General features: G+C 57.8%; 20 protein-coding genes and 2 pseudogenes. 15 read left to right on the top strand and 7 right to left on the bottom strand.

Going from position 1 to position 20,055, the window contains the following annotated elements:
* Positions 1 to 20: 20 nt before the first annotated feature.
* On the bottom strand, positions 21 to 1,391 hold the full coding sequence (locus CLV97_RS00700; RefSeq protein ID WP_106343597.1) for an alanine/glycine:cation symporter family protein: 1,371 nt from the start codon (positions 1,389 to 1,391) through the stop codon (positions 21 to 23).
* 234 nt (positions 1,392 to 1,625) lie between these two features.
* On the opposite strand from CLV97_RS00700, the gene CLV97_RS00695 reads away from it, so the two are divergent.
* Both CLV97_RS00695 and CLV97_RS00690 read left to right on the top strand, forming a co-directional pair.
* Positions 1,626 to 1,886: an AbrB/MazE/SpoVT family DNA-binding domain-containing protein gene (locus CLV97_RS00695; protein WP_281257560.1), complete on the top strand. Its 261-nt coding sequence runs from the start codon at positions 1,626 to 1,628 to the stop codon at positions 1,884 to 1,886.
* 87 nt (positions 1,887 to 1,973) lie between these two features.
* Positions 1,974 to 2,447: a PaaI family thioesterase gene (locus tag CLV97_RS00690; RefSeq protein ID WP_342749757.1), complete on the top strand. Its 474-nt coding sequence runs from the start codon at positions 1,974 to 1,976 to the stop codon at positions 2,445 to 2,447.
* Between the two features lie 45 nt (positions 2,448 to 2,492).
* Here the strand turns inward: CLV97_RS00690 and CLV97_RS00685 are convergent, their stop codons facing one another.
* Positions 2,493 to 2,888 carry a molybdopterin-binding protein gene (locus tag CLV97_RS00685; RefSeq protein ID WP_106343595.1) on the bottom strand — a complete coding sequence of 132 codons (396 nt, stop codon included), beginning with the start codon at positions 2,886 to 2,888 and terminating at the stop codon, positions 2,493 to 2,495.
* Between the two features lie 108 nt (positions 2,889 to 2,996).
* Here CLV97_RS00685 and glsA point away from each other — a divergent pair, with 108 nt between their 5' ends.
* The 3 genes from glsA to CLV97_RS00670 all read left to right on the top strand — a co-directional run bounded on the left by glsA (position 2,997) and on the right by CLV97_RS00670 (position 5,584).
* Positions 2,997 to 3,908 carry a glutaminase A gene (gene glsA / locus CLV97_RS00680; protein ID WP_106343594.1) on the top strand — a complete coding sequence of 304 codons (912 nt, stop codon included), beginning with the start codon at positions 2,997 to 2,999 and terminating at the stop codon, positions 3,906 to 3,908.
* Positions 3,909 to 4,133: 225 nt separating this feature from the next.
* A complete protein-coding gene (locus tag CLV97_RS00675; protein ID WP_106343593.1) occupies positions 4,134 to 4,442 on the top strand; it encodes an Fpa/YlaN family protein in 309 nt (102 codons plus the stop codon).
* 326 nt (positions 4,443 to 4,768) lie between these two features.
* Complete coding sequence (locus tag CLV97_RS00670) at positions 4,769 to 5,584, top strand: CPBP family intramembrane glutamic endopeptidase (RefSeq protein WP_170070308.1); 816 nt, start codon at positions 4,769 to 4,771, stop codon at positions 5,582 to 5,584.
* A gap of 399 nt (positions 5,585 to 5,983) precedes the next feature.
* Here CLV97_RS00670 and CLV97_RS00665 read toward each other — a convergent pair whose 3' ends face one another.
* Complete coding sequence (locus CLV97_RS00665) at positions 5,984 to 6,874, bottom strand: LysR family transcriptional regulator (protein ID WP_106343591.1); 891 nt, start codon at positions 6,872 to 6,874, stop codon at positions 5,984 to 5,986.
* A gap of 117 nt (positions 6,875 to 6,991) precedes the next feature.
* On the opposite strand from CLV97_RS00665, the gene CLV97_RS00660 reads away from it, so the two are divergent.
* Together CLV97_RS00660 and CLV97_RS18010 are read left to right on the top strand one after the other, a co-directional pair.
* Entirely contained in the window at positions 6,992 to 8,083 is a 1,092-nt protein-coding gene (locus CLV97_RS00660; protein WP_106343590.1) for a citrate synthase/methylcitrate synthase, read from the top strand.
* A gap of 90 nt (positions 8,084 to 8,173) precedes the next feature.
* Positions 8,174 to 8,344 carry a hypothetical protein gene (locus CLV97_RS18010; RefSeq protein ID WP_170070307.1) on the top strand — a complete coding sequence of 57 codons (171 nt, stop codon included), beginning with the start codon at positions 8,174 to 8,176 and terminating at the stop codon, positions 8,342 to 8,344.
* A gap of 113 nt (positions 8,345 to 8,457) precedes the next feature.
* Here CLV97_RS18010 and cax read toward each other — a convergent pair whose 3' ends face one another.
* Positions 8,458 to 9,543 carry a calcium/proton exchanger gene (gene cax / locus CLV97_RS00655; RefSeq protein WP_106343738.1) on the bottom strand — a complete coding sequence of 362 codons (1,086 nt, stop codon included), beginning with the start codon at positions 9,541 to 9,543 and terminating at the stop codon, positions 8,458 to 8,460.
* A gap of 143 nt (positions 9,544 to 9,686) precedes the next feature.
* Here cax and CLV97_RS00650 point away from each other — a divergent pair, with 143 nt between their 5' ends.
* Genes CLV97_RS00650 through CLV97_RS00640 form a run of 3 tightly spaced genes read left to right on the top strand, consistent with a single transcriptional unit; the run spans position 9,687 to position 11,751 of the window.
* Positions 9,687 to 10,502, top strand: a complete 816-nt coding sequence (locus CLV97_RS00650; RefSeq protein ID WP_170070306.1) for an NYN domain-containing protein — start codon at positions 9,687 to 9,689, stop codon at positions 10,500 to 10,502.
* A 50-nt stretch (positions 10,503 to 10,552) separates the two neighbouring features.
* Complete coding sequence (locus CLV97_RS00645) at positions 10,553 to 11,335, top strand: SDR family oxidoreductase (protein WP_106343588.1); 783 nt, start codon at positions 10,553 to 10,555, stop codon at positions 11,333 to 11,335.
* Between the two features lie 44 nt (positions 11,336 to 11,379).
* Positions 11,380 to 11,751, top strand: coding sequence for an Asp23/Gls24 family envelope stress response protein (locus tag CLV97_RS00640; RefSeq protein ID WP_106343587.1), 372 nt, complete (start codon positions 11,380 to 11,382; stop codon positions 11,749 to 11,751).
* Between the two features lie 54 nt (positions 11,752 to 11,805).
* Here CLV97_RS00640 and CLV97_RS00635 read toward each other — a convergent pair whose 3' ends face one another.
* Entirely contained in the window at positions 11,806 to 12,150 is a 345-nt protein-coding gene (locus tag CLV97_RS00635) for a YugN family protein (protein WP_106343586.1), read from the bottom strand.
* A gap of 197 nt (positions 12,151 to 12,347) precedes the next feature.
* On the opposite strand from CLV97_RS00635, the gene CLV97_RS00630 reads away from it, so the two are divergent.
* A complete protein-coding gene (locus tag CLV97_RS00630) occupies positions 12,348 to 13,565 on the top strand; it encodes a M20 family metallopeptidase (protein ID WP_106343585.1) in 1,218 nt (405 codons plus the stop codon).
* A gap of 50 nt (positions 13,566 to 13,615) precedes the next feature.
* Positions 13,616 to 14,047, top strand: a complete 432-nt coding sequence (locus CLV97_RS00625) for a hypothetical protein (RefSeq protein ID WP_106343584.1) — start codon at positions 13,616 to 13,618, stop codon at positions 14,045 to 14,047.
* Between the two features lie 655 nt (positions 14,048 to 14,702).
* On the opposite strand, the gene CLV97_RS00620 is transcribed toward CLV97_RS00625, so the two are convergent.
* On the bottom strand, positions 14,703 to 16,061 hold the full coding sequence (locus CLV97_RS00620) for a sensor histidine kinase (protein ID WP_106343583.1): 1,359 nt from the start codon (positions 16,059 to 16,061) through the stop codon (positions 14,703 to 14,705).
* Positions 16,058 to 16,741: a response regulator transcription factor gene (locus CLV97_RS00615; RefSeq protein ID WP_106343582.1), complete on the bottom strand. Its 684-nt coding sequence runs from the start codon at positions 16,739 to 16,741 to the stop codon at positions 16,058 to 16,060. Before CLV97_RS00615 ends, CLV97_RS00620 begins: the two co-directional genes overlap by 4 nt.
* Before the next feature lie 644 nt (positions 16,742 to 17,385).
* On the opposite strand from CLV97_RS00615, the gene CLV97_RS00610 reads away from it, so the two are divergent.
* The 3 genes and pseudogenes from CLV97_RS00610 to CLV97_RS18465 form a co-directional block, all read left to right on the top strand.
* Positions 17,386 to 17,898 (top strand): hypothetical protein, encoded by a 513-nt coding sequence (locus CLV97_RS00610; RefSeq protein ID WP_106343581.1) that lies wholly within the window; start codon positions 17,386 to 17,388, stop codon positions 17,896 to 17,898.
* Between the two features lie 122 nt (positions 17,899 to 18,020).
* Positions 18,021 to 19,399 (top strand): annotated as a pseudogene (locus CLV97_RS00605) (MFS transporter).
* Between the two features lie 84 nt (positions 19,400 to 19,483).
* A pseudogene (locus tag CLV97_RS18465) lies at positions 19,484 to 19,987 on the top strand (DUF421 domain-containing protein); the annotation flags it as partial.
* Positions 19,988 to 20,055: the final 68 nt, after the last annotated feature.

The following is a 20,055-nucleotide window of genomic DNA, read 5'->3' as shown; positions in this document are numbered from 1 at the left end:
TTGTTGTACAGCCGTGTGCTTCAACCGGCAGAAGAGGCCTTTTCCGATTCCAGGCGTTCCTTCTTGAGATATTCGCGGAAGGAACGAGTTTCGGAGACGACGACGCCGGAGAGGAAGAGCAGGCCGATCAAGTTGGGAACCGCCATCAGCCCGTTCATCATATCGGCCGCCGCCCAGACCAGGTCGATCTTCAGCAGGGAGCCGATGAAGACGGCGATGATAAAGGCGATGCGATAGGGCATGGTCATGCGGTCACCGAACAGATAGGTGAAGCATTTTTCCCCGTAATAGGACCAACCGAGCACCGTCGAGTAGGCGAACAGGATCAGTCCGAGGGTGACGATCAGTCCACCCAGCACCGGCAGAGCGCTGTTGAAGGCGGCCACCGTCACCTGGGCGCCTTCAAGAACCCCCGGTTCATAGTCCAAATACGCGCCGGTCATCACGATGGTCAGGCCCGTAAAGGTACAGACGACGATCGTATCCAGGAAGGTTCCCGTCATGGAGACCAGGGCTTGCCGTCCCGGATGGTCGGTCTTGGCGGCCGCCGCCGCGATGGGGGCGGAACCGAGCCCCGATTCGTTGGAGAAGAGTCCGCGGGCCACCCCCATCTTGATGACGGTGCCGATTGCGCCGCCCGCCATGGCCTGACCGGTAAAGGCGTCGGAGAAGATAAGCGCAAAGGCCGACGGCAATTTATCCAGGTTGAGCAATATGACGATCAGTCCACCCGCGATGTAGAACAGCGCCATGAAGGGTACCAGGTAGTTGGAGACGCGGCCGATCGATTTGATGCCCCCGATGAGCACCAAGGCGGTGCAGACGGCCAGAATCAGGCCGGTAATCCAGGGGGTGAGGCCGAAGGTTTCCTCGAACGCGGAGGCGACGGAATGGGACTGCACCATGTTGCCGATGCCGAAGGCGGCCACGGATCCGAACAGGGCGAACAGGACGGCCAGCCATTTCATGCCCAGGCCCCGTTCAATGTAGTACATCGGGCCTCCGGACATCTCGCCCCGCTCGTTGGTGACCCGGTATTTGACGGCGAGGATCGCCTCGGCGTATTTGGTGGCCATCCCGAAAATGGCCGTGATCCACATCCATACCAGGGCACCCGGCCCTCCGATGGTCACGGCGGTGGCCACGCCGGCGATGTTACCGGTTCCGATGGTCGCCGACAGGGCGGTCATCAGGGCGGAAAAGTGGGAGATGTCCCCTTTCGATTTCTTGTCCTGGTGTTGGCGGCCGAAGGCCAATTTCAAGGCGTAAGGAAGTTGAGAAAATTGAAGAAATCCAAGCCGAAGGGAAAGAAAAATGCCCGTGCCAACCAGCAGGACAAGGGTTGGCCATCCCCATACGTATTCGTTGATCTTGTTGATGATGTCCAGCAAGTGGTTCACCTCGCTTAATCAATTGGTTGAAATCGAATAAGAAGCAAAATTGCCTGATGGTTATATTCTCATCTTTTTCGGCAAAATCCTTCCCTAAATATAAATAGGGAATTTTTTACACATGTATGCCAAACATTTCCGCTGGAAGTACGGCATGTTAACCCTTAAGCTAAGAGTGGTATATCAGTTAAGAATGGTAAATATCAACAGGAAAATTGGCTGCTAGGAGGTCTCATGATGAAGGCGACGGGGATCGTTAGAAAAGTGGACGAACTGGGCCGGGTCGTGCTTCCGGTGGAATTGAGGAGAACCCTGGGCATCGATGTCCGGGATCCGCTGGAGATTTACGTGGACGGCGGCAGCATCGTTCTCAAGAAGTATACCCCCTCCTGTCTTTTTTGCGGTCAGTCGAAGGATATGATCGTGTTCCGCAATCGGAACATCTGCCGGAGCTGCCTGACGGAGTTGGCGGCGGCTGCGGAAAAGGAGCTTTAAAGGGCTGGAATTGTGGAAAATGGGAAGGGAAGCCCCGTAGGCGACAGGGCTTCTCTTTTTTCGTCTCTGTTGGAGGAGGGATGACGGTTGAAGCTGTGGGATGAGCTGAAACAGGTGGCCATGACGGGATCGGAGGAGGAACGGGCCCTGCTGCGGTTGACGCTGCAGGCGATCCGTCAGAAGCGGGAGAGGGGAAGCGCTTATCTTTCCGGCTTTTTGGGCCTCGCCGGCGAGTTCGTCGAGGAGGGCGCGTATCAGTTCCGCGTGCCGATCACGCCGTTCATGCTGAACAGGGGAGGAAACGTCCACGGCGGAATCATCGCATCGCTGGCGGATTCCACGATCGGCTCGCTGATCAACAAGAGCCTTCCGTCGGGAAAACGGGCGGTCACCGCCGAGATGAAGGTGAATTATCTTCGACCCGGAAGGGGGAAAGAACTGGTCTCCCGGGCCCGCCTGATCCACCGGGGACAGCACCTGGCCGTCGGCGAGTGCGAGATCTTTGACGACCGGGGAAAGCGGATCGCTCTTTCCACCGCAACCTTCTACATCCTCGATTGACGGATGACCGGGTGCCGGTTGCGCCGGCGCCCCTCCCGGCCGATGTCACTCCCGATGGTCAGGGGATTCTTCCGCACAGACCACTTCCAGCCGGGTCAAATAACCGATCGGCTGATCCACGTTGCTGCCGTCGGCCAGATAGAGGAGAGCAGGGCCGTCGGGGCGGATCGGTTTGCCGTCGCGGCTGAAACGTAGGATTGCGCTGCGGGCCTGATCCATGGATATCGTCACCTTTTCCCCTGTCGACTGGTGGCAGATGACGTGCGTGGCTTTCGGATCCGGCTGGGCGTACTCCAGGAAGGGACCGAGCCGCATTCCCCATCCCTCCACGCCGGGAAACCATTGGCTCATTTCCGTTTTCCGGTCATCGAAAATCCAGACTGTGGGATCGAGGTTGATTTGGAAGGCGACCGCTCCGGTGATCAGAATGACGTCGTTCATCGCTGGATTCCTCCACATTTCCTTTTTTCAATCAACCTCCATTATACTTGACCGGCGGGCGGAGAAGAATAAAAGGGAGTGAAGAGGTCGAACAGTCGGGGTGGAATCATGCAAAAGTTGTTGGAATCGTTGGTGGAGAAGCACCGTCCCGCCGCGAGGGAGGGAAAGGTGGCGGAATACATACCGGAACTGGCCAAACAGGATTCCCGGCTGCTGGGTGTGGCCGTGGTCAATCCGAAGGGAGATGTGCATGCCGCCGGCGCGTATCGCACGCGCTTCACCCTTCAGAGCATTTCCAAACTGATCTCGCTGATGGTGGCGCTGATGGATCACGGGGAGGAAAGGGTTTTTGCCAAGGTGGGCATGGAGCCTACCGGAGATCCATTCCATTCGTTGTATAAATTGGAGATTACCGAGGAGGCCAAACCCCTCAACCCGATGATCAACGCCGGCGCCATCGTCGTCAGCTCGTTGATCCGGGGAAAGTCCGTCGAGGAGCGGGCGGAGCGCGTGATTCAATTGGTCCGGGAGATGGCGGACAACCCGGAAATCGACATGAACCGGGCCGTCTACCGCTCCGAGAGGGACACCGCAGACCGCAACCGGGCATTGGCTTATTTTCTCAAAGGGTGCGGCGCCATCGACGACGTGGAGGAGACGCTGGATGTTTATTTCCGACAATGTTCCATTTGCGTGGATTGCATCGATTTGGCCCGCATGGGACTGTGCCTGGCCCAAAACGGAGTGACCCTGCGGGGAAAACGGGTGATCCCCGGCGATATCGCCCGGCTGGTCAAAACCTTCATGGTGACCTGCGGGATGTACAATGCGTCGGGAGAATTCGCCATCCGCGTGGGAATACCCGCCAAAAGCGGCGTGTCGGGGGGGATACTGGCCCTCGTTCCCGGGAGGATGGGAATCGGAGTGTTCGGTCCCGCCCTGGACAAAAAGGGAAACAGCATCACGGGCATCCGACTGCTTGAGGATTTTTCGAAAAAGCTGGGACTGAGCATTTTTTAGGCGGACCGGACGGCCGTCGAAGTGCCCGGACGGTGCCCCCCTGTCTTTTTTCGTCCGAATGTGTCACCCTTTTTCCGCCTTTCTTTGCAAAGCTTCATGGAACGTGTTAAACTGAAAAAAAGCGAATCCTCTGAGGCTGTTGACAAATGGGACACGAATGGCAAGCGGTGAAGGGAACGAAGTCAACAGCCATGCATCGTTCTCCAAACCGTTGATTAACGGTGGATGGGGGGGTTTGGTTTGCGGACGCCGACTCAGGTCGATTTAAGTCAGCGCGCCTTGCAATTGTTGCGGGAGGACGCCCAAAAAATCCAGCAGTTGATCGCGGTCCAGCTGGAAAACCTGACAGCGCCCAAATGTCCGCTCTACGAAGAAGTGCTGGACACCCAGATGTTCGGTCTCTCCCGCGAGATCGATTTCGCCGTTCGAGCAGGATTGATCACGAGGGAGGACGGACGGGAAATTATTCACGATCTCGAACAGAAACTGGCCGACCTTTACACGAAGGTCCTTCCTTCCCCTGGTGAGAGATAGATTGCTGAGACAAATCGGAAAACGCTGACCTCCCCGGCGCCTCGTTCCCGGAGCGGGGATGAATTTGCCGGGACTGAAGACTCCGTACTGAAGGGGAGTCTTTTTTATTGACTGATGGGAGGTTTATCCCTCTTAAAACTCCGTCGGTAGGGAACCGCCGGATGCCGCACTGAACCTCTTTCCCCTGGTTCACTTCCCGGATTTCCGACTTCTCCGCCCCCTGCAGGGCGAGCTTCGGACCGGATCCCGCCGTAACCATGGGAAGATTTCCTCCCCGTTTCGGGAGCGAAAGACTTGAGGAAGGTTTTTCGGGGATTAAAGCCAAAGTGGAACAAGAAAGGAGGTGTGGGTGCATGCGGACATCTGCGTTATCTCCAAAGACATCTCTTTATTTTTGTTTGATGGTTTTTGCTTTTTCTTTTTTTCTTTGGCTGGTGGGAGACAGGGCTCTCAGCCTTCCCATCAATCTGCCGGTGAGTTCGCTCATGGCCTTTTTTCCGCTGGTTACCGCATGTATCTTTGCTTATGGAAAGGAGAAAGGACAGGGGGTCAGAAGTCTTTTCAAACGGGTGATCGATTTCAGTCCGATCCGGAGAAAAGCCTGGTTTTTTCCGGCGCTTCTCCTCATGCCGGCGGCATTGTTTGTCTCCTACCTGTTCATGTCTCTCATGGATTACCCGCTTCCCGAACCGGAACTGCATTTACCGATGATCCCGGTTTTTTTCGCTGTATTCATCATCGGCGCGGTGGGGGAAGAAGTGGGCTGGATGGCATTTGTCGTCGATCCGTTGCAGCAGCGCTGGAGCGCGCTGACGACCGGCATTGTATGCGGCGCAATATGGGCGGTATGGCATATTGTTCCGTTCATTCAGGCCGGGCACGATGTGGCCTGGATCGTTTGGCACGGAGTGGTCACCGTGTTTTTGCGGATTATCATCGTCTGGATCTACAACAACACCGGACATAGCGTTTTGATGGCCATCCTCTTTCATGCCAGCGCCAACGTCGGGTTTTTCCTGTTTCCCAATTACGGTTCGCACTACGATCCGATGGTCACCGCCTTCGTCTTGGCCGCCATTGTCGGAATCATTGTGTTCTTATGGGGGTACCGGACGCTGTCTGCCTATCGGTATGTGCATTGATGCGTTGATGCGACGAACGAAAACCCGATTCTGATCGGTCGATGCGGTGCCTGTCCCGACGGGTGCGGAACGGATTGAACCGCGGTCCCGGGAGCGGTTGCCCGAATGCCCGGCCTCTCCCGTGAGGTTGATTTTGTTGTTTTGGAGGGACTGAACACAAGGAAAGACCGACGACAAAGTATTTAGGGTCTGGGAAAGAAGTCGGCGGATCTTTACACCCAGCAAAGGCAATGTTCATTCCGGAGGCGGGGTGGTTTTTCATCGTCGGCTCGTGATGCGGGCCGAAGATTCCGGATCGGAAGGAAGTCTTGACCGCGTGTCGGAGAGATCGATGGATCGCCCGGGCAAGGGGAAAAGCCCCCCTCGGATCCCGGGTTTCAAAGTCTGCCGATTGTCCGGTCATGCCTCCGGTTCCGGGGGATAAATGCCGCAAATATCGTCCATCAGCTGGCGAAACCCCGAGGACAGAACCCGTTGCATGGGGACCACCAGTGTGACGGGCCACTGGACTTCCAGGCCCACGATTCGCACTTCCCGGATTCCCGACTCCTCCGCCCCCTGCAGGGCGAGCTTCGGGACCAGCGCCGGTCCGAACCCCAGTGTCACCATGCGAAGGATTTCCTCCACGCTCCACAGTTCCACGGCGACGGGGGGATCGATCCCCCGCGCTCCCAGCAGTCGATTGATCAGTTGCTGTTCCTCCGTTTCGGCGGAGAGGGCCAACAGCGGAACGTCGGCGAGCCGCTCCAGGGGAAGATACGGGACGCGCGCGATCGGGTGATCCGTGGGCGCGATGAGGGTGAGGGTGTCGTAGTGGATCACCTGGGACCGGATGTGGCGGGTTTCCGGGATGCCGTAAACGATGCCGACATCCACTTCCCCCTCCCGCAATCCCCGGAGCAATTCGTTTCGCTTTTTGGTGCGGATGGTGACGCGGACCTGCGGATGTTCCTGGCGAAAATATTTGAGAAGCCGGGACAGGATGGGCAAGGCCATGCCGGAGGAGATGGCCACGGTCACCTCTTCCGGGAGGCTGTTTTCGGAATCGAGCGCGGCCCGCTTCCCTTCCTCCATCAGGGTGAGAACCTGCTTGGCGTAGGGGATGAACGCCTTGCCCGCAGGCGTGAGGGCGAAGGGGTGACGCTGGAACAGGGTGATTCCCAATTCCTCCTCCAGTCCCCGGATCTGGGCGCTCACGGCAGGCTGGGTGAGCCGCAGGTGCTCAGCGGCTTTCCGAAAATGCCGCCTCTTGGCCACTTCCAAAAAGGTGATCAGTTGCTGGAAATGCATGCGGATGACCCTTTCGATAAAAATAGTTTATCAAGTTGATAATAACAATAAAATTGTTTTTTTGCAATCGATCCGGTATGTTGAAATTGAATCGCCAGTTTTGGAGGTGGAAGAGAATTGAGCGTGAAACCGGGATTGGAAGGGGTCGTGGCGGCGGAAACGAAGATCTCCCATGTGGACGGGGAGAGGGGGCGCTTAATCTACCGGGGTCACCGGGCGGAGGATTTGGCCCGCACCCGCTCACTGGAGGAGGTTGCCTTCCTCTTGTGGAACGGCGTCCTCCCGGATTCCGGCGAAAGGGAAACGATTCGCCGGGAGTGGGCGAGCGCCCGCGTTCTGCCGGGATACCTCAAGGATTTGATCGCCGCCATTCCCCGGGAGGTGGAGATGACGGACGTCATCCGGACGGCGGTATCCGCGCTGGGGAGCGCGTCTTTCGAAGGGCCGCCCACCCGGGAGCAGGCGATCCGCATTGCCGCCGTCCTGCCCACGATCATCGCCTTTCGCCGCCACCATCTCGCCGGTTCCGAGCCGCCGGAGGCCCGTTCCGATCTTTCCCATGTGGCTCACTACCTGTATCTTCTGCGGGGCGAGGTTCCTTCCCCCGCCCATGTCCGCGCCCTGGAGACTTACTTCGTCCTGACGGCGGAACACGGGATGAACGCCTCCACCTTCGCCGCGAGAGTGGTTACATCCACCCGTTCCGATCTCATCTCCGCCATCGTCGCGGCGATCGGAGCGCTGAAGGGACCCCTGCACGGCGGGGCTCCCGCGGGTGTGGAGAGCATGCTGGATGAGATCGGCGCCGAAGAGCGGATTGAACCGTGGATTCGTAAGCGGCTGGAGCGAAACGAACGGCTGATGGGGTTTGGCCATCGGATCTACAAGACGGAGGATCCGAGGGCGGCGGCGCTGCGGGAAATCGCCGTCCGCCTGGCCGCCGGGGAGCCGTGGTTCCGCCTGGCGGTTCGGGTAGAGGAGGAAGCTTTGCGCCTGTTGGGTGAGTATAAACCGGGAAGGCGCATCCACACCAACGTGGAATATTACGCCGCCGCCGTATTTCGTGCTGTCGGCCTGCCGAAGGAGCTGTTCACTCCCACCTTCATCTGCAGCCGGATTGTCGGTTGGGCGGCACACGCCATGGAACAGGCGGAAAGCAACCGGTTGATTCGCCCCGATGCCGTCTATATCGGTCCGATGCCCGGATGAACGACCCCGGAAGCCGGCGTTTAGATTCGGCGGGCGGGCACATATTAAGGATAACATCACGCTTGCTGAATCCGCCGGAGGTGATAGGGAATGGGTCGCGATCGGAGTTTTCCCGAAGTCATTCGGCGGGATGGGGGAGAAGCCCCCTTCTCCGCCGACGAGGTGATATACGAGAATGATCCTCTGGGTGAAGGCGAAGAAGCCCGGTCCATCGACGAAGTGATCCACGAAGAACCCGCACGAGCGCCTGAAACCTCGTAAGCTGCGAAAACCGCCCACACGGGCGGTTTTTCGGTATCTCGGGAGTCGGAGGAAGGGTCTCGCCTCCCGTCCCGGTTAGTCCGCGGACTCGGAAAGTCGGCCGCCTTTTTTCTTCAATCCACCACAAAAAAGGCGGTTCCCAGGATGATGTATACCGACAGGAGCAGAACGCCTTCGTACCAGTTGGTGGAGCCGTCCCGGGAGATCGATTTGGCGATGAAGGCGGCGACGGCGACCGCTGCCAGTTCGTAGCCGGTGAAGACGAGATCCATCGGCTCGCCGAACAGGAGGCTGATGAAGATCAGCATCGGCGCGACGAAGAGCGCCACCTGGAGGCTGCTGCCGATGGCGATTTCCACCGCCGCGCCGATCCGGTTCTTGAGGGCGAGGAAAATGGCGGCGCTGTGTTCGGCAGCATTTCCGATAATGGCGATGAGGAAGGCCCCGATAAACAGCTCCGACCAACCCAGGGCGTGGGCGACGGCTTCCACGCTGCCCACCAACCATTCGCTCTGAATCGCCACGAAGACGGTGGAGATGATCAGAAGAAGGATCGAAACGCCCCGGGACCAGCCGGGAGATTCTCCTTCATCCCGGGATGCGCCGCCCTCCGGTGAATCGGGCAGGCCGTCCAGGGATTCCCCCAATTCCTTCCGGTGAGTTCCCAGGGAAAAAAGCAGCCAGAGAAAATAGCAGAGGATGAGAACGCCGGAGATGATGAGGCTGAGAAGCTCGATTTCGCCCGCATCCAACTCGTTCAGGAAGGCCGCGGGAATGAAGAGGGCGATGACGGAGAGCAGCATCAAAGAGGCGTTATGGCCCGCCAACATGGGGTTGAAGGACTGGATCTTGTACCGGAGTCCCCCGAACAGCAGGCTCAGCCCCAGCACCAACAGCATATTGCCGATGATGGAGCCGGTGATGCTGGCCTTCACCATGTCGAAGTATCCCTCTTTGACCAGGAAGATGGCGATGATCAGCTCGGCCGCGTTGCCGAAGGTGGCGTTGAGAAAACCGCCGAGGCGTTCGCCGGCGTAGTGGGCGACGGCTTCCGTGGCTTTGCCCATCAGGGCGGCCCAGAACAGGAGCGACAGGCTGGCGGAGGCGAAGCGGATCGATTCGTTTTCGCTGAGATAATGGGTACCGGCGCTCAACAGGGTGGTGACGGCGATCAGCGCGAACAGCCATTGATTTTTCACGGATGTTTTCCACTCCTTCAAATCTCCGGCATCATCTTCATAGGATTCCTCAAAGAGACGACCGGATATAAAAAGGATTCCCCATTTGATATGTAGAAGTAAACATGCATTACGATGAAAGCGGGGGTTGGAGGATTGCTTACATGGACTCGGACAAGCATATTGCCATTTTTATTGATTTAGAAAATGTTTATTATGGGCTGAAAAAATATCATCTCGATCCCGATCATCCCGAACCGAGCCACAATCTTTTTTTACGCCTTCAAGAGCATTATGGAAAACGGGCGATTCGGATGATCGAAGCCTATGCGGACTTCGAGCAGCTTGATCTTTCGATGATGAGCCTGCAGCGGAAGCGGGTGCACATCCATCAGGTGTACGGCAACGGGAGAGGAGGAGAAGAGCGGAAAAATGCCGCAGATATTCAATTATGCCTGGATGCCATGGAAGTATTATACCAGATTCCGGACGTGACCACCTTTGTGATCGTCAGCGCCGATCAGGACATGGTCCCGCTGTTGGACCGGCTGTGGTCCCGGGGCAAGCGGGTGGAGCTGTTCTGCCTGTTTGACGAAAGTTTGTCCAAATCGGCTTCGATGCCCGAGTTTTGCGATCAGGTGCACAATTTGTTCGAATTCCTCAATATTCCCCAGTTGCAAAATTTGTCCCGGTTGGATCGGATGCTGCAAAACGCGGTGATCCAGATTTACGAATGGTATCAAGACCCGAACAATGCGGGGAAAAGTTACGGGAGCAACTGGATCAAGAAGGACTTGATACGCAAATTTCATATCGATGAGGCGGAAGCCAACCAGCTGTTCGCCAAGTTGATCCGGGGGCGTTTCCTGGAACCCTATGAAATCGTGGTGGACGGAAACATTTATTACGGGTACAAGGTAAACCTCGACCATCCCCAGGTGCGTACAATCGTGAAAATCGCGGGGTATATGGTGGGATAAGCCTTTACTGCAACGAATGAAACATCCTGACGATGGAAGGGGGATGCCGAGTGGATCTCGGACTCAAGGGAAAAATTGCGTTGGTGACGGCGGCCAGCCGCGGATTGGGGCGAGCCATCGCCGAGAAGCTGGCGGAAGAGGGAGCCCATGTGGCCATGTGCAGCCGGGACGGCAAACGGATTCAGCAGGCCGCGGCCGAAATCGCCGGGAAGACCGGAGCGGATGCGGCCGGTTTTGAGGCGGACGTTTCGAGGTTGGAGGATATCGAGCGGGTGGTTCGCGAAACGGTGGACCGCTGGGGGAAGATCGACATCCTGCTGTGCAACGCGGGGGGGCCTCCGGGGGGAACCCTGGAATCCTTCGATGATGCGGCGTGGCAGAAAGCCTTCGAAACCAATCTGCTGAGCGTCGTTCGTCTGGTTCGCTCCACGTTGCCTCACATGCCCCGGGGAGGGCGCATTCTGGCCGTCGCTTCCTCTTCCGTGAAGCAGCCGATTCCCGGATTGATCCTCTCCAATACCATGCGCGCCGGGGTGGCCGGGCTGATGAAAACCCTGGCCGAAGAGCTGGGCCCCCGGGGAATTCTGGTCAACACGGTCTGTCCCGGCCGGATCGACACCGACCGGGTGAGGGAATTGGACCAGGCCAAGGCGGGAATGGAAGGCGTCCCGGTGGAGGAGGTGCGCCGCTCCTTCGAGGCCGCGATTCCGCTTGGCCGCTACGGTCGCCCGGAGGAATTCGCCCGGGTCGTCGCGTTCCTGGCCTCCGAAGCCAACACTTATGTCACCGGATCGACACTCCTGATCGACGGAGGTATGGTAAAATCGCTCTGACGGGTAAAACGAACCAGGAAACAGTGTTTGAGGGGGCTTGAAGCATGACGGACAACGGTTCACAGGGCACCATACAGATCGCCGATGATGTGGTGGCCGTCATCGCCAGCCTGGCGGCCACCAAAACGAAAGGTGTCGCCGGCATGTCGGGCGGCATCACGGAGGGATGGGCGAAGCGGGTCGGTGGGAAAAACGTGACCCGCGGGGTTTCGGTGGAAGTGGGGCAGGTGGAAGCCGCCATCGATCTCCGCGTGATCGTCAATTACGGGGAGAAGATTCACGAAGTGGCACACCAGTTGCAACAAAATGTCAAGGAAGCCGTAGAGACGATGACCGGCCTGCGCGTGGTGGAGATCAACGTGAAGGTGGAAGGGGTCGAGTTTCAGGAAGCGGAGGAAGAGGATCGGGTCAAATAAACCGAAAGCGGACACCCCATCCGGCAGGGGTGTCCGTTGTTTTCCGCTGCTTGGTCAGGAAAGGGCCTCCTTCAGGGCGTCCACCTTTTCCTTCACGGTTTTCTCCAGGGATTCGGGGATGGTCGCTTCGTAGTCCACCCCGTGGGGATAAAGGTGACGTCCGAACACCGGGGTTCCCAATTCCACCGTCGCCTTGGGGTTTTCCAAGCGACCCTGGATCACTTCGGCGGGCACCCGCAGGTAATAAACGGTGCCCTTTTCCCGGTCGATCAGTTTCAAGTCGTAGACCGCTTTGTCGTAATCCCAGGACCACCGATCAAAGCCGAGGCCGCGGATCACCTTGTCCACGGTGCCGAAATCCTTGCGGATGCCGTTCAGGCCGGTATCTTCGAGTACCATGGCAACTCCCTCCTCGCTGCGCGAACAGTTTCATCTCATCCATGATAGTATGTTCCGCACCGCGATGCAATGGCGAGGAAATGACAATTGGATCCGTTGCCGGATGTATGAAAGCGAATTGGAATCCGTTAACAGGTGGCGCTCGCGCCCCATTTATCCGATACTTAAAAGCGGGAGCATTTTCCACGGGGAAGGAGATGGGAAGTTTGGACCGGCTGAGTGAGCGGATCGAGAAGATCTTTTCCCAGATGGTTGAGTGGCGGAGAAGGTTCCACATGGAGCCCGAACTGTCCTTCCGGGAAGAGCGGACGCCGGCACGGGTCGCGGAGATTCTCAGAGAGTGCGGCATCGACGTGCGCACAGGGGTTGGAGGGCGCGGGGTCGTGGGGACGCTGACCGGCGGACGGCCGGGGAAAACCGTCGCCCTGCGGGCGGATATGGATGCCCTTCCCATCCAAGACGAAAAGGACTGCGAATACCGGTCGCGGGTTCCCGGAGTGATGCACGCCTGCGGACATGACGGTCACATGGCCGTTCTCCTGGGGGTTGCGAGGCTCTTGTCCGAGATGCGGGAGGAGATTCCCGGACGGGTCCGGTTTCTCTTCCAACACGCCGAAGAGGTCATCCCCGGAGGGGCCCGGGAGATGATCGAGGACGGTGCCTTGGACGGTGTGGACGCCGTGTACGGGGTCCATCTCTGGACTCCGCTCCCGGTCGGGGTGGTCGGGATCAAGGCCGGTCCCCTCATGGCGGCCGCCGATTCCTTTCAGATCGATATTTTCGGGAAGGGGGGACACGGAGGGCTTCCCCATGAATCGGTGGATGCCATCGTGGTCGCCTCCCATCTCATCGTCCATCTGCAAACCCTGATCAGCCGCCAGGTTGATCCGCTCAAGTCCGCGGTGATCTCCGTGGGAACGATCCAGGGCGGACAGGGCTTCAACGTGATCGCCGAGCGGTGTACATTGACGGGGACGGTGCGGACCTTCGACCCGGTCCTTCGGGAGCAGATGCATCAGCGGATCCGGGAAATCGCGGAAAATTCCTGCTCGCTGTACGGAGCCACCTGTCGGGTGGATTACCAGTGGGGATATCCCGCGGTGGTCAATGATACCGTCGAAGCCCACCGGGTGGCCGGCGTGGCCCGACGCCTTGTCGGCGACGACCGGGTGTGGGAGCTTCAGCCGGTGATGGCCGCGGAGGATTTTGCCTATTATCTCGGAAAGGTTCCGGGGGCCTTTTGTTTTGTCGGAGCGGGAAATCCGGAAAAGAACTGCGATTTTCCCCATCATCATCCCCGGTTCGATTTCGACGAACGCGCGATGAAGGTCGCCGCCCGGTTGCTTCTCTCGTCGGCGCTCGCCTATCTGCGGGGGGAAGGGCGGCGGGAGAAGGCGGATGAACCGGCCTGCTGAAAGGAACAGGGCGTATCCCCGGCGGATCCGGTTGGGAGGGATGCGGAAGGATGAAAACAGTCTGGACATTCGGCTTTCGGCTGTTTTGCCTGAATGTGCTGATCGCTTTGGTCCTGGGGCTGTTGGTTGCGGTTGTCGCGCTCATCATGCCGGGGAAACCTCTGGTCGTTTACTCCGTTGTGGGATTGTTTTTCTTCGTATACCTCTTTGGATGGTTTTATTATGCCAAGTGGGTATACGAACGGCAGACGGAAGATGTGTTGATTCAATCAAGCCTCATCGGGTTTTCACCCAATTTGGTGTTTGGTATAGTTGGTTTGGTCTATGCGGTTTTGGTGGCTTTGCTGGCGGGAAAGCCGTCCACCATTTTTGTATACAGCTTGCTTTCCATCGCCTCTATAATGCTTGCTGTGGCGGGGCTGGTAGCGATACTTCTCTACAAAAAACAGCTGGACCGAAAACATACAGAAAACTTTCATTAACAGCTGGATAAAGAACGGTACCCATAGAAGGGCTCCTGCGAAATACAGGAGCCCTTCCATTTGGCCATTTTCACAGCCTCTGGTGCATCATCGCCTTGCATCATCCGGCTCTTTCCTCGACGGGAAGCTGATGATTGAGATTTCCCAGGAGGGATGTACAAGATGTCAGGGAGATGCAAGCGGCCAGGCCGATCAGCAACAGCAGTTTCTTCATCCTGTCACTCCTTCCGACGGATTCCGCGGGTATCATAAACTGCGATGCTTACAACATCCTGACGCAAACCTTAACAAATTCTTATATTCTTCGTCGGAGCCACGGTGCGCAGAACAAAAACCGGCTTTTCTCGAAGAAGCCGGTCTGACTTTGACAGGCGCCGTGCCAAAAGCTCTGTAAAACATGATGTCGGGAGAAGGGGTGTACCGCTGAGTGCCTTTGACATGTGGCGATACGAAGCGGTACACCCCTCTTCGGCTTCGAAGGGATTGTTTCACAACGCTCTTAAAAAGGTCGGGACGCGATATTTCGCCTCCGCTTCAATGCGCCGCTCGGCAAAGCATCGTCCCTCCCGACACCTTGTCATGATCTTCACCTGCTTTCCAAAAGAGCGGGTTGTCTTTTCGGGCGGAGGGATCGGCGGGATGCCTTCGTCAACGTTTATTTTGAACAAGGCAACCGGACGATGAAGGTGGTCCCGCGGCCGGGCTCGCTTTCCACATCGATCGTTCCGCCGTGGGCTGTGACGAATTCCTTGGCGATGGCGAGTCCCAATCCCGAACCTCCCCTGCTTCGCGTGCGGGCTTGGTCGGACCGGTAGAACCGGTCGAAGAGGCGGGGGAGATGCTCCGGCTCGATGCCGGTGCCCGTGTCGGCGACGCTCACCCGCAACATGTCCTGCCCTGGGGCGGGCCCTTCTTCCCTGTCGATTTGGACTCGTATCGATCCTCCCGAAGGGGTATAGCGAAGGGCGTTGACCAGCAGGTTGAGAAACACTTGGGTGATCCGGTTCGGATCGACGGAAAGGGTCCCCTCCCCGGAAAAGTCCTCGAGCGAGAGATGAATTCCCTTATTGGCGGCTTCGGGGCCGATGCGATCCAAAATTCGTCGCAAAAGATCCGGGATGTGCGTCGGCTTCCGTTCCAGGGGCAGCTGTTTCGCCTCGGCCAGGGTCAGCTGATGGAGATCCTCGACGAGACGGGTCAGGCGGATCAGTTCGTCCTGCAAGGACAGAAGGTTTTCCGGCGGGATCGGCCGTCCGCTTTGCTGCAGGAAATCCAGTTTGCCCCGGATGATGGTGAGCGGTGTTCGCAATTCATGGGCGACGTCGGCGACCAAATTTTTTCGGATCTCCTCGGCCTTCTTCAGCTGATTGGACATGTCGTTGAACGCGTTGGCCACTTTTCCGTATTCATCGCCGGTGGTGACCGGCACCTGAATTCCGAGCTCCCCTTTTCCCAGCCGGTCGATCGCGGGGATCAGCCGCCGGAGGGGGGCGGTCAGCCATTTGGCCAAGCCGTACGCGACCAGAAGGGAGAGGGCGACGAGGAACAGGGTTCCCAGAATGAGGAGAAACTTCGTGGAATCCAGGATGCCGATCCGCAGACGGGACATGTAATCGATGGCCGGATCGTGATAGTACAAAAATCCGATCGTATCTCCCTTCAGCCGCACCAGGTTTCGGATCCCGAACCGAAGCACGGTGGGCTGGTCGGCTTCCCCCGCGGCGAGCAGGATCTGACGATTTGGCGCCTGAAGGACGATACTGGCCCTTTGACCGCTTTCCGCATGCAGTCTTTTTTCGATCTCGAGGCTGTGCAGGTCTTCCCAGGATCCGCCGCTCTTTTCATAGTGGTCGGCAAAAAGGCGGGACAACTCATCAATGTTCTCTTTCCGGGGGGCCGCCACCAACACTTCGAGGGCGTCCCGCAACACGATTTGGGTGACGAAGGCAAAGACCAAGCCCATTCCCACAATGAACGCCGCCATGGCGATGAACAGTTTGCGGCTGACGCTCATTTGGGGTCACCGAACCGATAGCCGAATCCGTAGACCGTTTGAATGTAGACGGGCGTTGCGGGGTCGTCCTCGATTTTTTTGCGGAGCCGGCTGATATGGGCGTCCACCGTCCGCTCGTCGTTCCACAGCGCGTCATCCAGGGACTCCAACAGCTGCAGCCGGCTGTAGACGATTCCCGGCCTGGCGGCCAGCGTGAGGAGCAATTTGAACTCCGTGGGCGTCAGGGAGATTTCCTTTCCCCGTTTCCAGACGCGGCGCCGGGGTTCGGAGATCACCAGCTCGCCGCGCCGCATCGCCTCCCCGTCGCCCCGGTCTCCTTCGATCCGTCGCAGCACGGCGCGGATGCGGGCCACCAGCTCCCGCAGGGAAAAGGGTTTGGTGATGTAGTCGTCAGCCCCCACTTCCAGCCCGATGATTTTGTCCGTCTCTTCGGTCCGGGCCGTCACCATGATGATGCCCATCCGATCCCTTTTGCGCAGCTCTCGGCACACTTCGATGCCGCTCATCTCCGGAAGCATCCAATCCAGGACGACAAGGGAGGGTTTCACCTCCTCGGCCTTTCGCAGGGCCTCAAGGCCCGTTTTGGCCGTTGCGGTGCGAAACCCCTCCTGCTGCAGAAAGGGCTCCATAAAGTCAAGCACTTTTTCTTCATCGTCCACCAGCAGCAGGGTGTGGGACATCCTCTCATTCCCCCTCACATCGGCTCTCTTTCTATGATAACGGCTGAGCTTTCCGGTTCCACCCGATTTCATCGATCCCGCAGAAGTTTGTCATAAGATCACAACATCCACCCGTTAGGATGGGGATAGCTCCATCCATACATGGAAAAAATCCAGAAATCGATTTTCATGAGCTCCCCGCTGCTTTCATCTGTGGGCGGCATACTTTTTGGTGCCATTTCTCCGAAGCGCTGATTTTATACCCGAACACTTTCCATCCGTTCCCGGTTCGCCGAAAATGCCGTGGCGTTTACGGCGGCAGAAGGGACGCACACATTTTTTCGCCCGTCGGGATGCCGGGATCCTTACGGGAATCGCCCCTTGATCTCCAAGATGAAATCCGCCCTCTGTCTGGTCAGCATCCTGTTGCGAAATGTGATCGTTGACGTCCTCGACGATGGTTCAGAGTCCCGGGCGCTTCCTTGTCACGGCCTTTTCGCCGAAGGCCTTCTTGGTGATGGGCCGGGGCGAACAATCATCGCACCTAAAGGAGTTGGTCTGATGGCTTATCGTTTGAGTTTGCGAAAAAAACAACTGCTGGTGGCGATCTACGTCCTTTCCGTCATGGCCTGGTTCGGCGGTACCTGCTGCATGCTGCTGCTGGGATGGTACATGAGGAGTGTGCCGAAAACGGGGAGCAGCTCTTCTACACGCTGTCCAGCATGCACATCGTTGACGAGACGCTGCTCAAGTACCCGGCTCTTGCGGCCTTGATTTCCGGCGTTCTCCTGTCGGTTTGGACCAATTGGGGGCTTACGAAGTATTACTGGGTGCTCATTAAACTGATTTTGACCGTGGGGATCATCCTGTTTGCCATATTTTTTGTCAGCCGGTGGTTTTCCTTTCTCCTGAGCGCCGCGGAACAATGGGGCTACGCCGCCTTTCGTCGGGATGCCTTCCAGTCGGTCTGGATGTCAAACATGCTGGGAGGGGCGGTCAATCTGGCGGCGCTTCTGCTCATGACCCTGATCACCTACTTTAAACCCTTCGGCAAGATCAAGGGAAGGGGAAGGAGCCGAAGGGGAACAGGCGGACCGGCTGATCCACTTCGTCAAAAGAGCGGACTTGTTGCGGAGTCCGCTCTTTTGCATGAAAAACTTTTTTTGCCTCCATACTAACCTCGGAATGCTTTGACCGGCAGGAGGGCAGAGGATTGTCTGAACGGGAGAACGGAAAAAAGCGGTTTTTTGGAGGCCGGAAAAAATTCCGCCTGAAAAAAGAGGACATCACGGTTGTCGACATGGACACGGCCAAAAGGGCGGTCCTGGCCACCAGCGTCGGCAATGCCATGGAATGGTTTGATTTCGGCATTTACTCCTACTTGGCGGTGACGATCGGGAAAGTTTTCTTCCCCGAAATGAAGGGCGGGGTCCAGCTGATTTATTCCTTCGCCACCTTCGCCGTCGCTTTTCTCGCCCGCCCGCTGGGGGGGATCGTTTTCGGGATGTTGGGCGATCGGTGGGGCCGAAAGCGGGTGCTTGCGATCACGCTCATCCTGATGGCCGTCTCCACCCTGAGCATCGGTTTGATTCCCAGTTACGAGACCATTGGTTCGACGGCGACGGTTTTGCTCTTGATCGCCCGGTTGGTGCAGGGCTTTTCGACCGGGGGAGAGTACGCCGGCGCGATGACCTTCATCGCCGAGTCGACGCCGGACAAGAAGCGGGGCGTGATGTCCAGCGGGCTGGAAGTGGGGACCCTGACAGGATATATAGCCGGGGCCGCCTTTGTCACGTTGCTCACGATGACGCTGGGTTCCGAGACCATGGTCCGATGGGGATGGCGCATCCCCTTTCTGGTCGCCGGTCCGATGGGGCTGATCGGCTATTATCTGCGGGAGCGCCTCGAGGAGACCCCCGCTTTTGAAGCGATGGAGGAGGCGCGGGAGCGGGAATCCTATCTGTCGATCCGGGACATTTTGGCTTCCTATTGGAGAACCCTGTTGATCGGGATAGTCGTGGTTTTTTTTATAACGTCGTCAACTACACGGTGTTGTCCTACATGCCCTCTCACCTGTCCGCCGTCCTCGGCTACGGGGAGACGAGGGGACTTTTGCTGATCGTCGTCGTGATGGCGATTATGATCCCGATCGTGTTGTTGATGGGATATTTCAGCGATCGAATCGGGGCCAAGCGGGTGGTTCAGGGAGGGCTGGCGGGACTGGTGTTGTTGTCCGTTCCCTCGTTCCTGTTGATCGGGAACGGGAAGGTGTTGTGGGTGTTTCTGGGACTGGTGATCCTGGGCATTTTTTCCTCAAGCTTCCAGGGAACGATGCCCTCCCTGCTTCCCTCCCTCTTTTACACCGAAGTGAGGTACGGTGCCCTGGCCATTACCTACAACATTTCCGCCTCGGTATTCGGCGGCACCACGCCCCTGGTGGTTTCCTGGCTGATCAACTGGACGGGAGATCGCCTGATTCCCGCTTATTATCTCGTTGCCGTGTCGGTGATCGGGCTGATCGTCGTGACCAAGTTCGTCAAGGATCCCTCCGGCAAGGCGCTGCGGGGATCGCCGCCGGCCGTCGAAGAAAAGCACGAGATCAAGGAGGTTTTGCAGGATCCTGAGGAGGCCCTGTGGTGGCGGGAAGAAAAGGAGCAAAGGGAAAAGGAGCGCGTATGATCGACCAGGGGTTGAGGAGCCGGCTCTTCCGGCAGGATTGGACCGGCTCGCCCCCGTCCGGCTTGCACCGGGGCCTATCGGACGATGCGCATTCATATCCCCCTCGGTTCCATCGCCGCCACCGACATCGATACCGAAACCGGCCTTCACTTTTTCGGGTTGGTTCTGTTCGGCGGACTCACTTTTTTGATGTCCTATGTCACCTTGAAAAGCCGCTGGGCGAAAAAGCTGTTGGAAGGGGACCCGGTCATCGTCATCAAGGAAGGGAAGATTTTGGAGAACAACCTGCGCAAAAGACGTTTTAACGTCGACCAAATCATGCATCTCCTCCGGGAAAAGGACGTGTTTGACGTCTCCCAGGTCCAGTTCGCCATCCTGGAAAATGACGGGAGCCTTTCAGTGATGCGAAAACCGGAGCATCAGCAGTTGACGCCGAAAAGCCTCTCTCAGCCCCGGAAAAAACCGGAAGTGCCGATGGAATTGGTGGTTGACGGGCAGATCATATATGAGAACCTGCGGGTGCTGGGGAAAAGCGGTCGGTGGTTGATGGATGAGTTGAAAAAGCGGCAGGTGAAGTCGCTGCGGGATGTGTTTACGTTTCTCTGGAAAGCGACGGCACCCTGTATGTGGACAGGCGCCGGGACTTCCATTGACAA

The organism is Planifilum fimeticola (assembly GCF_003001905.1).
Lineage (GTDB): Bacteria > Bacillota > Bacilli > Thermoactinomycetales > DSM-44946 > Planifilum > Planifilum fimeticola.
The sequence above is the reverse complement of the archived record's forward strand: the minus strand, read 5'-3'. Positions and strand labels throughout refer to the sequence as shown.

Excerpts from the sequence above, each read along its gene's own strand:
- CLV97_RS00630 (WP_106343585.1), top strand. The coding sequence starts at position 12,348 with ATGGGAAGTTTGGACCGGCTGAGTGAGCGGATCGAGAAGATCTTTTCC.
- CLV97_RS18010 (WP_170070307.1), top strand. The coding sequence starts at position 8,174 with ATGGGTCGCGATCGGAGTTTTCCCGAAGTCATTCGGCGGGATGGGGGA.
- CLV97_RS00610 (WP_106343581.1), top strand. The coding sequence starts at position 17,386 with ATGGTACATGAGGAGTGTGCCGAAAACGGGGAGCAGCTCTTCTACACG.
- CLV97_RS00620 (WP_106343583.1), bottom strand. The coding sequence starts at position 16,061 with ATGAGCGTCAGCCGCAAACTGTTCATCGCCATGGCGGCGTTCATTGTG.
- CLV97_RS00615 (WP_106343582.1), bottom strand. The coding sequence starts at position 16,741 with ATGTCCCACACCCTGCTGCTGGTGGACGATGAAGAAAAAGTGCTTGAC.
- CLV97_RS00695 (WP_281257560.1), top strand. The coding sequence starts at position 1,626 with ATGATGAAGGCGACGGGGATCGTTAGAAAAGTGGACGAACTGGGCCGG.
- CLV97_RS00650 (WP_170070306.1), top strand. The coding sequence starts at position 9,687 with ATGGACTCGGACAAGCATATTGCCATTTTTATTGATTTAGAAAATGTT.
- CLV97_RS00665 (WP_106343591.1), bottom strand. The coding sequence starts at position 6,874 with ATGCATTTCCAGCAACTGATCACCTTTTTGGAAGTGGCCAAGAGGCGG.
- glsA (WP_106343594.1), top strand. The coding sequence starts at position 2,997 with ATGCAAAAGTTGTTGGAATCGTTGGTGGAGAAGCACCGTCCCGCCGCG.
- CLV97_RS00635 (WP_106343586.1), bottom strand. The coding sequence starts at position 12,150 with ATGGTACTCGAAGATACCGGCCTGAACGGCATCCGCAAGGATTTCGGC.
- CLV97_RS00640 (WP_106343587.1), top strand. The coding sequence starts at position 11,380 with ATGACGGACAACGGTTCACAGGGCACCATACAGATCGCCGATGATGTG.
- CLV97_RS00675 (WP_106343593.1), top strand. The coding sequence starts at position 4,134 with ATGGGGGGGTTTGGTTTGCGGACGCCGACTCAGGTCGATTTAAGTCAG.
- CLV97_RS00685 (WP_106343595.1), bottom strand. The coding sequence starts at position 2,888 with ATGAACGACGTCATTCTGATCACCGGAGCGGTCGCCTTCCAAATCAAC.
- CLV97_RS00625 (WP_106343584.1), top strand. The coding sequence starts at position 13,616 with ATGAAAACAGTCTGGACATTCGGCTTTCGGCTGTTTTGCCTGAATGTG.